The sequence below is a fragment of the Micromonospora sp. CB01531 genome (assembly GCF_001905095.1).
GTDB lineage: Bacteria > Actinomycetota > Actinomycetes > Mycobacteriales > Micromonosporaceae > Micromonospora.
Window position 1 is genome coordinate 1 of record NZ_LWLS01000091.1, and the last position, 10,962, is coordinate 10,962.

A 10,962-nucleotide genomic window follows, 5' to 3' on the forward strand; every position below is an offset into this window, starting at 1 on the left:
GGGCCCCTCCAGCTGAGCCAGGAACCACAACCGGCGCTGCGCGTACGAAGCTGGATAAGTCATGACGGCGTTTTCCCCAGACGCTCGCTCATACCGGGAGCCAGGCTCACGTAGATCGGGTCCAGCCCCGACTCCAGAAAGAGCTGGCGCATCGCGGATCTCCGCGTCTTTCCACTCGTCGTCTTGCGCACGGCGCCCGGCCGGACGAACACCACGCTGGTTCGGCCGATCCCGAACTGCTGCGCCAGCCCGAGCCCGAGCCGCGCCGCCGCCTGGGCGAGGTCGTCGTGCTGGCGTCCGCGTATCTCCTGCACGGCCACCACCTGGTGGTCCTCGATCGCGAAGACCGCGGAGGAGCCGAAGGGCAGATCTCCCGCCATCTCCTGCAGCGCACATTCAAGGTCGTGGGGGTGCAGGTTGCGGCCGTTGGAGATGATCAGGTCCTTGATCCGCCCGGTGACGTAGAGCTCCGCCCCGTCGCGCACCCCGAGATCACCCGTACGCAGATAGGGCCCTCGTCCGTCCGTGGTCGTCGCGCCGAAGATCTCCTCATTGACCTCGTCCTTGCGCCAGTAACCCCGGCTCACGCTGGCGCCGGTCACCCAGATCTCACCGACCCGGCCGTCCGCCAGCGGCATCCGGCTCTCCGGGTCCACGATCAGCACGTTGTCGTGCAGAAGCGTCCCGCTGCTGATGAGGATCTTGCCGCCCGCTCCAGTCATCGGGGCCAATCGGCCGTGCGCCAGCTGCTCGGGATCGACTGTCGCCTTCCCGACCGGCTGACCGGCCGGCCTGCCGGTCACGATCAGGGTGGCCTCGGCCAGGCCATAGCAGGGCAGGAACGACTCCATGCGAAAGCCGGCGGGCGCGAACCGCTTGGCGAATCGCTCCAGCGTCCGGTCGTTGATCGGCTCGGCGCCGTTGAGCGCGGTCTCCCAGTGGCTGAGGTCCAACTCCGCCGCCTGATCCTCGCTGGTCACCCGGGCGCACAGGTCGTATGCGAAGTTGGGGGCCGCGGCGCACTGGATCCGGTGGCGGGCGATGAGCTCCAGCCACTTGGACGGTCGCTTCAGGAACTCCAGTGGGGGCAGCTGGAGGAGCCACCCGCCGGCGTACACCGGGTACAGCAGCTGCCCGATCAGGCCCATGTCGTGGATGTGCGGCAGCCAGCCGCACACCCTTATCTCCGGCTTCCGGCCCACGAACGAGTCGATGAGATCGAGGTTGGTCAGCAGGTTGCCCTGGCTGACCATGACACCCTTCGGGTCGCTGGTGGAGCCGGAGGTGTATTGCAGCAGGGCGAGGTCGTCCGGGGCCGGCAGTTCCAGCGGCACGTCGTCCGGCGACGGGTCCGCGGTGTCCGCCACGGTGATGCAGGGCAGCGCGCGATAGCCGTTGCCCGCTGCCCACTCGCGGACGGTTTCCCGCGACTCCTCGACGGTGAGGATGAGCGCCGGCTCCGCGTCCACGACCATCCCCGCCAGCCGTTGAATGCTCGTAGGCGACCGTTCCGGCAGCGGTGCGGGCACCGCGATGAGGCGCGCGTACGAGCATGCGAAGAACCCGACGGCGAAGTCCAGGCCGCTGGGGAAGAGCAGTAGCGCCCGCGCGCCCGGCTCGAACCCCGCGGCGGCCAGCCGTGCCGCCAGCCGGCGCGATCTCTCGGCCAGCTGCCCGAAGGTGAGCCGGTCCGCTATTTTTCCCTCGTTGATATCAGGAATGAATGCGAGGGCCTCTCGCTCCGGATGGCGCTCGGCCTTGTCGTTCAAGACGTGCGCCAACGTCATTCCAGGACCGCGTACCATATTCGCCCCTCTGCGCGTGCGATATGGAATAAGTGCTAATCTAGCAGGCGGCTTTAAAGGTCATCTTAAAGCGTGCTTAAGCGGCGCCGGTAATGGCGCTGGCGCGGTCTCCGGTTCAGGCTGTTTTATCAAGCTGGAGCAGTTCGAAGGTCGAGTCGATCGGAATCGGTTCACGCAGCAGAATCAGCTGGTGAAGTCGCTGCAACTGGGTGCCGGGATCGAGGCCGAGTTCATTGCGCAGGGCTCGGGCGAGTTCGCTGTACACGTCGAGGGCGTCGGCCGGCCGGCCCTGCCGCTGCAGGGCGATCATCAGGTAGGCGCACAGATTTTCGTGAAACGGATGGCGCGAGGTCAGCGCGTACAGTTCGCTGATCACCTCGGTGTGCCGGCCCAGTTCCAGGTCCAGCAGGATTTTCCGTTCTCGCGCGGCCTGGCGCATCTCATTCAGCCGGCGTGCCTCCGCTTGCAGGTCCGGGGTGGTGCAGACGTCCGACAGGGCCGGCCCGCGCCAGAGCGCGAGCGCATCGGACAGGAGTTGTGAGGCCATCTTCATGCGGCCGGTGTCCTGTGCGTTCCGGGCCTCTTGCCAGTATTGCTCGAAGAGTGCGAGATCCAGCACGTTCTCGTCCACCTCGAGCATGTAACCGGGTGGCTGGGTGACGATTCGCGCATAGCCCGGTGCCAGATCCGTGGTGTCGAGGACTTTCCGGATGTTCGAGACGTACACCTGGAGTGCCGTCTTCGCGGTCTTCGGCGGCGATTCATTCCACAGTTCACGAATGAGGTGCTCGATCGGGATGGCCCGATTGTGGCCGCACAGCAGGTTCGCCAGCAGAATGCGAAGCTTCAGGGCGCGGGGGCTGCACGACTTCCCGTTCTTGGCGGTCAGGCTGAGCGAGCCGAGAATCCTCAGTTTGGGTATCTTCGCCTCCGTCGGTGAGGGATAAGAGGAACCGGCCGGGGTGTAGCGATAAGACATGCGGAATCCTTGCTCTACCGGGGTGTGTCGAGCAAATCGCCGTGCAGCCTGCAGAGCAGGCGATCGTAGTTTTGGTCGAGGAAGAAGTGACCCCCCGGGAGTTCGTCAACGGAGATGCTGGTGGCGAGGTCTTTCCACGGTGCGATCGCGGTCCTGTCCACCAGCGTGTCGTCCCGGCCGTACAGGATGCTGACCGGGGTCTTCAGCCGCCGGCCGGAGCAGGTGTAGGAGTGGAACAGATGCAGATCCGAGCGCAGGATATCCAGGGTCATCTCGAGCAGGGCAGGACTCGCGAAGACGTCCTCCGGGCTGCCCATCCGGCGCAGGAAGTCAATGGGGTCGTCCACCGAGGGTGGGCCCTTCTGCGGGGCGTTGCTGCCGGCGGCAACGATGCTGCGGAGACCGTTCCCGCCGGCCGCCTCGACGCGCACGGCCGTTTCGTAGGCCATGACCGCGCCCAGGCAGAGGCCGAGAAAGGAATAGGGAATGCCTCGTGGTTCGACTGCCTCGAGGACCGACTGCGCCACATGGTCGGCCAGCGCGCTCATGCTTTGCACCGGTGGTTCGGCGAGCCGGGACATGCGTCCGGGTAATTCCACGGTCACGCATTCGGCATTCGCTGCGGCGACATCGCGAAGTTTCGCGAAGGATCCACCACCGCCCCCGGCCGGTGGAAAACAGACGATAATCATGGCCGGGGGCTCGCCGCTGCGCGGCTGGAAGCGCACCCATTTCTGTGCGCTTGACCTACCGTTACTTGACCGTTCACGCATCCAATGACACCTTCCTTCTGCCGGGCGTGGAAAAACACAGCACGTACACACTGAGGCGGCACAGATATCTGGCGGTTCATCACGTACACGGGAGGGCGAGCGGGTACCGGCGCTGCGGCGCCGGTCGGATCATCGGTGCGGTGACCGGTCGTCGGGGATCAACTGCGGACGAGAGCCGGGCGGTCCGCCGGGTGGCCCGCCGTCCGTAGCGGAAGGTGGCTGTAGGGCACGACCTCCGGTGTGTCCGGCCGGTTGAGCCGGCGGAGGAAGGCGAGGATGCCTGCGTTCCCGGTCGCCCACGACCAGGGCGCGTCCTGCCGGTTCGAGTTGACGAACAAGGGCGAGCCGTCCGGGCCGTGGCTGCGGGCGAGGAGTTGCGGGACGACCGCGTGGGCGGCCCGCTGGTGTTGGTCGTCGCCGGTGTGGCGGGCACAGTCAATGAGGAATCCGCCGACCCCGGTCAAGCCGCAGCACTGGCTCAGGCCGCCAAGGCGGGGGATCCAGGCGGTGCAGGCCTCAGCCGCTGACACGGCGGTCGCAGTGAACTCGGAGGCGTCGAAGAGTTCGGCGGCGTGCAGCAGGGTGCGGCCGATGCCGGCGAGTCCCTGGCACCAGGACACAGACAGTGGGATCGCCCGGGGGTCGCGGGCCCGCCGGATCAGCACCTCGGCGCGGTTTCGTAGCTCTTGGGACCGTTCCTGGGCGGCCGCCCGTACGTCTGGGTCGCCGGTGCGGGCGGTGTAGGCGATGAGCAGGTCGATGACGCCGGCGCGGCCGTGGGAGTAGCTGGCTGACGGGTCGGTGTCGATCTCTTCGGGCAGGCCGGCGTCGAGTGCCACCGACAGGGTCATCTCGGTCTTGGCCAACAGGTTGTCCACGCAGGCGCGGGCGGCGTCGAGGTGCGTCGGGTTCCCGAGGACATCGGCGAGGTACAGATGGCCGAGTCCGACGCCGGCGGTGCCCGTCATGATGTCGTCGTGCTCGTCGTCGACGTTGTACGGGACGGCGGGGATCGCGGGGAGCGCCACGTCGAAACCGGCCTGCCTGAGCTGTGCCAGGAACAGGTGGCTGCCGGTGGAGCCGAGGAACAGGCCGGGCGGCACGTCGATCCGTGTGTTGGCTCGGACGGTGTGCTCGGCCAGCTGGTGCAGCAGCTCCGGTACACCGGGCTGGTGGCGGTGGTGCAGCAGTTCCAGGCCGACTCCCGCGCTGCCGGTGTAGATGCTGCCGTCCACGTTGGCGAATGCGGACGCCGGCTGCCGCAGCTGTCGGTGCTCGACCTCCCACAGCAGCTGATCGAGCACCTGCTGTTCGAGGACGACGGGATCGGCGGTCGGCATGCTCTGGCGGCGGGGCGTTGCGCGGGTACGGGCCGCCCAGTCTTCGTTGGCCAGCGTCCGCAGCGCCGCCGTGGCCTGTTCCGGCGTGCCCTGCAGCAGCTCGGCCACCAGGTCGGTGAAGGGCGCGTGTCTGGAACCGAGGATGCTGGTCAGCGACTGCAGTGCCCGCTGTGCGGGCACCTCGGCCTCCGTCTCGTCCACCACGGGGGACAGGCTGGTGGCTGCGAAGGCGAGGGTCATCCCCAGCGAGTAGTGGTCGTTCGACGGGGTGGCCGGACCGTTGCGCATCTGGTCCCAGGAGGCGTAGCCGTGCGTGCCGCCGGGCACGTGCAGGCCGTCGAGGGCGGAGATGCCGAAGTCGACGAGGTGTGCCCGGTCGGCGCCGAGGACGACGTTGCGCGGGGTGATGTCGCGCATGACCACGCCGCGGGTGTGCAGCGCCAGCAGGGTACGGGCGAGTTGGGCCACCAGCTGGGTGAACCCCGGCGACACGGGTGTGCCGGCGCGGAGCATGGCGCCCTGGTTACCGACCCGGTACGCCAGATCCTGGTCGCCGACGTCGGTGGTGACCAGGAACTCGTCGTCGCCGTGGGCGAAGTGGTCGATGAAGGCGGGCACGCCGGGCACGCCCTCGCAGGCGGTGAGCACCCGTCGCTCGTTGCGGAGGCGGGAGCGGGCGTCGAGGCCGTTGCCCACCCCGGCGGGCGTCTCATTGCCGTAGTTCATCGCGGTGAGTACGCCGCTCGTGCTGGCCAGCTTGAAGGTGCACCCCACCTCGAGCAGGAACGGGACCGTCCGGGCCGCCGTGGCCGCGAAGTCTTCCGCCCGTGACGAGACGTGCAGCTTCCAGCCATGGTCCGGAAGCTGCACGTCGTCGCGGTCCACGTAGGTCCACTGCGGCCCGAGGCGCACCGTGTACCGGCCGCCGTACCGTTCATCGACGAGCCGTTTGACGAACGGTCCAGATTCCCAGTCGGACACGGACACCTACCTCCTCGGCAGCGGAGATCGTCAGGGATGGGTCAGACGGTGCGGCCGGTGGCGATGCAGCGGTCGCTGATTCGGTCGGTGCACGGACCGCAGGTGTACGGGCAGCGGTTGGCGGAGTGCAGCGACTGCTGCACGTCCTCGAAGTGGACCCGCGGTTCCACGGCCGCCGGTCCACCGTTGCGCGGCGCGAGTTCCAGCAGGGCCGCCTGCAGTCTCTGGGTCATGTTCGCCTCCGTCGAGGTAGCTGAGCGCGACGGCGTGGTCGCCGGTCCGCCCTGGACTGGCGCGGACGCTAGCGTCGGCCGCTAACTAATCACTAACAATCAGGGCGCGGCTGCGGGCGGTGATCGGTGCTGCGGTGCTCCGCTGACTGGTGCGGCGATCGAGCGACTCCGCAACCGCCCCGCGTCGGCGCTCACGACGTCCGCCAGGAACGGATCGATGTTCTACGCTCGACGCTTGCAGTGGTGCCGTCGCGCACTGGGGGCCGTCGCGACCCGGGCGGCGGAGCGTGAGGAGGCGTGTCCATGACCGAAACCGCCATCCCGGCCGACCAGCGCACCGCCCCCCGTCCCGCCGCCCCGCTGCCCTCGGCGGAGCCGGTACTGCCCGAGCTGCGGGAGATGTGGTGGGAGACGGGTCTGCGGGCGCGGGCTGAGGCCGGACTGTTCGCCGTCTTCGCCGAGTTGCCCCGACTGGTCTGGGTGGCGTTGCGGATCAGCTGGCGCGCTGACCGCATCCGCACTGGCGTGGTGGCCGCCGCGACGGTCGGTGCCGGGGTGCTGGCCGCTTTCGGGCTGCTGGCCACCCAGCAGGTGCTGGTCGAGCTGTTCGCCGGGGGGCCGACCGCGGACAAGGTCGAATCGGCACTGCCCGCCCTCGCCGCGCTGGCGGGGGCTACGGCGCTGCGCGCCGGCATGGGCATCGCCAGCGGGTACGCACAGAACGGACTCACCCCGCGGGTGAGCCGAGAGGTCGAGCGCGGCCTGTTCGAGATGAGTACGGCCGTGCGGCTGGAGGCGTTCGACGCGGACGCCTTCGCCGACGACATGGAACGGGCCTCGCGGGGGACCGACTCGGCGATCTCGCTGGTGCAGGCGTCGATGAACTTCCTCGCCGGCCTGGCCGGTCTGGTCGCCGTCGCGGTCGCCGTGGTGGTCATCCACCCGCTGCTGTTGGTGGCGCTGCTGGTCGCCACGCTGCCGAGGGCGTGGGCCTCGCTGCGGGCGGGACACCTGCAGTATCGGACCTACACGGCGGGCTCGGTACGCCGACGCCGTATCTGGCTGCTGCACCGGCTCATGGCCGAGCGAGTGTCGGCCCCGGAGCTCCGCTCGTACGGGCTGCGCCGGTTCCTGCTCGATCAGTACGACCGGGTGATGGCGGTGGAGACCGGCATCCAACTCGCGCTCGCTCGTCGGGTCACCACCACCACCACGCTGGGGTCCATGATCGGCGGACTGGCGACCGGGGCGGTGTACGTGCTGCTCGGGCTGCTGCTCGTGGACGGGCAGATCCCACTGGCCGCTGCGGCGACCTGCGTGATCGCCCTGCAGGCCGCACAACGCTCGTTGGCGGTCGCCACCACCCAGGTCGACAAGGTCTACACCGAGGGCCTGCACTTCGGCGACTACACGGGGTTCATGACCCGAGCCGTCGCCTACCTGCCCGACCAGTCGGGCGGGGAATCGCTGGGGCCGCTGCGTGAGCTGACCGTCAATCAGGTCAGCCTGCGCTACCCCGACCGGGATACCGCTGCCGTGGACGGCGTGACGCTGACCATCGAGAGGGGGCAGACCGTGGCCTTCGTGGGGGAGAACGGCTCCGGCAAGAGCAGCCTCGCCGCGTTGATCGCCAACCTGCGCGCGCCCACCTCGGGTGTCATCCGTTGGAATGGTCGGCCGCTGGCCGACTGGAACACCGACGGGTTGCGGGCCCGGATCGCCGTGGTCACTCAGGAGTACCACAAGTGGCCGTTCACTGCGGCGACCAACATCGCCATCGGGGACGTCCACAGCGAAGCGAGCCTGGACCGGATACAGGCCGCCGCTGCCCGGGCCGTCGCACACGAGATGATCGAGAGTCTTCCGTACGGGTACGAGACGCTGCTCGACCGCACCTTCGCCCACGGCCAGGACCTCTCCGGCGGGCAGTGGCAGCGCATCACCGCCGCCCGCGGCTTCCTCCGCGACGCCGACCTGCTGATCATGGACGAGCCGTCCTCCGCCCTCGATCCGCGGGCTGAGGACGCGCTGTTCCAGGCGATCCGGGACCGGCAGGGGCGGGCCACCACCATCCTCATCACCCACCGGCTGGCCAACGTCCGCCACGCCGACCGGATCTTCGTCCTACACGACGGCGCCCTGGCCGAGAGCGGCAACCACGACGAGCTCATGGTCGCCGGTGGCCGGTATGCCGAGTTGTTCACCCTTCAAGCGGCGGGCTACCAGGGCAATGCTGCCGGGGCAGGGTCGGCCGTCGGCCCCGCTGACTCTGCGACATGCTGAGCCAGCAGGAAAGTTGACATCCATCCTGCAATTCGAAGCACCGACATATGGAAGTATGCCGGTTTTGATGCCAAGTCGGATTGCGGAACCGCTGGTAGGTTTTCCCAGTACTCACCGTGACTAGGCTGCCGTGCGACGCGAGGGCTGAAAGCGCCCGGGTGGCGAACCCATACGAAGTGACCGCGATACCGAGGTGGCAGTTGACCTTGGAAGCTGATGAGGATCTGTACTTTCGCGCACTCGGCCCGTTGACCGTCGAGTGGCGCGGCCAACCGATGGACCTGGGCGGGCCGCAACGCACCCTGGTACTCGCACTTCTCCTGTCCCACGCCAACCAGCCCGTCTCCATGGACATCCTCGTCGACGAGCTGTGGCGGGACGCGCCGCCGCGGTCGTACCGGGTGCAGCTGCAGGGGCTTGTCTCCGACCTGCGGCGTCGGTTGGCGCCCGGCGGCAGCCGCGCCGCCGCCCCCATCGTTACCCGATCCTCCGCCTACCTGCTCGAGGTGGCTGCCGACCGATACGACCTTGAGCAGTTCCAGGCCGGGATAACGGCGGCGGGCAAGGCACGGACCGCCGGTGACAACGCGACCGCGGTGCGACTGCTGCGCACCGCGCTCGCGCTCTGGCGTGGACCGGCCTTCAGCGGCCTGACAGGCCGGGTGATCGAGCACAGCGCGGCCGCCATGGACGAAGCCCGGGTCGATGCCGCTGCCGAGTACGCCGATGCGCGAATCACCGACGGGCAACTCGACGGCCTGACCCCCGAACTGGTCCGGCTGGCCGCTGAGCGCCCCTTGGACGAGCGCTTCTCCCGGCACCTGATGACGGTGCACACCCGGCTGGGACGGCGCTCCGACGCACTGGCGGTCTATCGCGAGCTGCACCGCCGGACCGTCGCGGAGCTGGGCATCGAACCGTCAACGCAGTCGCAAGAGCTGCACCGGCGGATTCTGACGGGAAATCCGCAGCCGCCCACCCCGCATAACGCCGGCCAGGCGCTGGAAAAAGCGCACCGGCACCTGCCACCCGACATCCCGGAATTCGTCGGCAGGCGACGCGAACTAGCGGCGCTGGTGGAAGCGGCGACCAGCCCACCGGACACAGCCGTGCCGATCGTCACGGTCGAGGGCATGGCCGGTGTGGGCAAAACCCGCCTGGCGATACATGCCGCCCACCGGCTCTCCGCCACCTACCCGGACGGGCAGTTCTATGTCGACCTGCACGGATTCACCGAGGATTCGGCGCCGGCCGACCCCGGTGAGGTGCTGGAGTCCCTGCTCCGGCTGCTGGGCGTCCCGCCGTCCGGAATTCCCGAGAAGATCGACGCCCGCGCGGCGGTGTTCCGGGACCGATTGTCCGAGCAGCGAGTGCTTCTCGTCGTGGACAACGCAGCCGAAGAGTCACAGGTTCACCCGTTACTGCCGGCCAATCCGGGCTGCCTGGTGATCGTGACGAGCCGGCGCAGCCTGGCCGTGGACGGTGCTCACACCGTCCGGTTGGACGTGCTGCACCGGGAGGAATCGTTGGACCTGCTCACGACGATCGTCGGCCGCGACCGGGTGACCGCCGAGCCGTCCGCGGCCGACGCGCTGCTGGCGCGCTGCGGTCATCTGCCGTTGGCCGTCGCAGTCGCCGCGCGACGACTGCGAGCGCGGCCGGCCTGGCCCATCAGCCATCTGCTGTCCCGGTTGACCGACGAGAATCGCCGGCTGGACGAACTGTCCGTCGGCGGGCGAGCGGTTCAGGGCGTCCTGGCCCTGTCGTATCGGGCGCTGGCTCCGGACCGCCGACGGCTGTTCCGGCTGCTCGGCGTCCACCCCGGCAACGACGTGACCGCGGCGTCGATGGCGGCACTGGTCGGCTGCGAACCGGCGGCCGCGCAGCTCGCGCTCGAATCGTTGCTCGACGAGCACCTCGTGCAGCAGGTGGAACCGGACCGGTACCAGATGCACGACCTGCTGCGCGAATACGCCGCGCGGCGGTGCCTCACCGAGGACACCGAAGACAGCATCGCGGCCGCCAAAAGACGGCTGCTCGACTGGTACGTGGCGACGACCGACGCCGCGACCTGGCTGATCCGCAGATTCTCGCTCCCACCGGTCGGGCAGCCTCCGGCACCGGAGGCACCTCCGGTCGAGTTCGCCGACGAGCAGCACGCACTCACCTGGCTCGACGCGGAGTACGCGAACCTGATCGCCGCCGCCCGGACCGCTAGCAGCGGCCCCTGTCAGCGGCAGGTGTTGCTGCTCGCCCATCTGCTGCAGCCCTACCAGATCCGGCGCGGCCACACCGATGACTCGATCGAGCTCCTGCTGCATGCCGAGACCGCAGCCCGCCAGCTCGACGACCCCCGCGCCGAAGCGCACACCCTGACCGAACTGGGCCAGGCATACAACACCGCAGGCCGGACAGATCCCGCGCTGACGCAGCTCCGACGGGCACTGCCCCTGCATCACACGCTCGGACAGCCAGACGGCGAAGCGATCACCCGCAACAACCTTGCCCTGGTGTACCGCCGGCTCGGCCGACACCGTGAGGCAATTGCGGAATACCACCGGGCCATCA

At 68.8% G+C, this 10,962-nt stretch carries 7 protein-coding genes; 2 read left to right on the forward strand and 5 right to left on the reverse strand.

The genetic code is table 11. From position 1 onward, the window contains the following. Positions 1–59: 59 nt before the first annotated feature. From A6A27_RS27300 to A6A27_RS27320, 5 genes are all read right to left on the reverse strand, one after another. Positions 60–1,787: a fatty acyl-AMP ligase gene (locus tag A6A27_RS27300; RefSeq protein ID WP_073837518.1), complete on the reverse strand. Its 1,728-nt coding sequence runs from the start codon at positions 1,785–1,787 to the stop codon at positions 60–62. Between the two features lie 133 nt (positions 1,788–1,920). Beyond that, positions 1,921–2,784 carry an AfsR/SARP family transcriptional regulator gene (locus tag A6A27_RS27305; RefSeq protein WP_083672920.1) on the reverse strand — a complete coding sequence of 288 codons (864 nt, stop codon included), beginning with the start codon at positions 2,782–2,784 and terminating at the stop codon, positions 1,921–1,923. Positions 2,785–2,798: 14 nt separating this feature from the next. Continuing rightward, the gene (locus A6A27_RS27310) at positions 2,799–3,557 is read right to left on the reverse strand and encodes a thioesterase II family protein (RefSeq protein ID WP_083672921.1); all 759 of its coding nucleotides are present in this window, start codon (positions 3,555–3,557) and stop codon (positions 2,799–2,801) included. Positions 3,558–3,715: 158 nt separating this feature from the next. After that, on the reverse strand, positions 3,716–5,878 hold the full coding sequence (locus tag A6A27_RS27315; RefSeq protein ID WP_143194203.1) for a lanthionine synthetase LanC family protein: 2,163 nt from the start codon (positions 5,876–5,878) through the stop codon (positions 3,716–3,718). Between the two features lie 41 nt (positions 5,879–5,919). Then, positions 5,920–6,111, reverse strand: coding sequence for a hypothetical protein (locus A6A27_RS27320; RefSeq protein WP_073837521.1), 192 nt, complete (start codon positions 6,109–6,111; stop codon positions 5,920–5,922). A 303-nt stretch (positions 6,112–6,414) separates the two neighbouring features. On the opposite strand from A6A27_RS27320, the gene A6A27_RS27325 reads away from it, so the two are divergent. Further along, positions 6,415–8,394: an ABC transporter ATP-binding protein gene (locus A6A27_RS27325; RefSeq protein ID WP_073837522.1), complete on the forward strand. Its 1,980-nt coding sequence runs from the start codon at positions 6,415–6,417 to the stop codon at positions 8,392–8,394. Positions 8,395–8,594: 200 nt separating this feature from the next. After that, positions 8,595–10,962, forward strand: a 2,368-nt coding sequence (locus A6A27_RS44505) for an AfsR/SARP family transcriptional regulator (RefSeq protein WP_158074076.1), incomplete at its 3' end; no start/stop codon positions are given.

Excerpts from the sequence above, each read along its gene's own strand:
- A6A27_RS27305 (WP_083672920.1), bottom strand. The coding sequence starts at position 2,784 with ATGTCTTATCGCTACACCCCGGCCGGTTCCTCTTATCCCTCACCGACG.
- A6A27_RS27300 (WP_073837518.1), bottom strand. The coding sequence starts at position 1,787 with ATGACGTTGGCGCACGTCTTGAACGACAAGGCCGAGCGCCATCCGGAG.
- A6A27_RS27310 (WP_083672921.1), bottom strand. The coding sequence starts at position 3,557 with ATGCGTGAACGGTCAAGTAACGGTAGGTCAAGCGCACAGAAATGGGTG.
- A6A27_RS27320 (WP_073837521.1), bottom strand. The coding sequence starts at position 6,111 with ATGACCCAGAGACTGCAGGCGGCCCTGCTGGAACTCGCGCCGCGCAAC.
- A6A27_RS27325 (WP_073837522.1), top strand. The coding sequence starts at position 6,415 with ATGACCGAAACCGCCATCCCGGCCGACCAGCGCACCGCCCCCCGTCCC.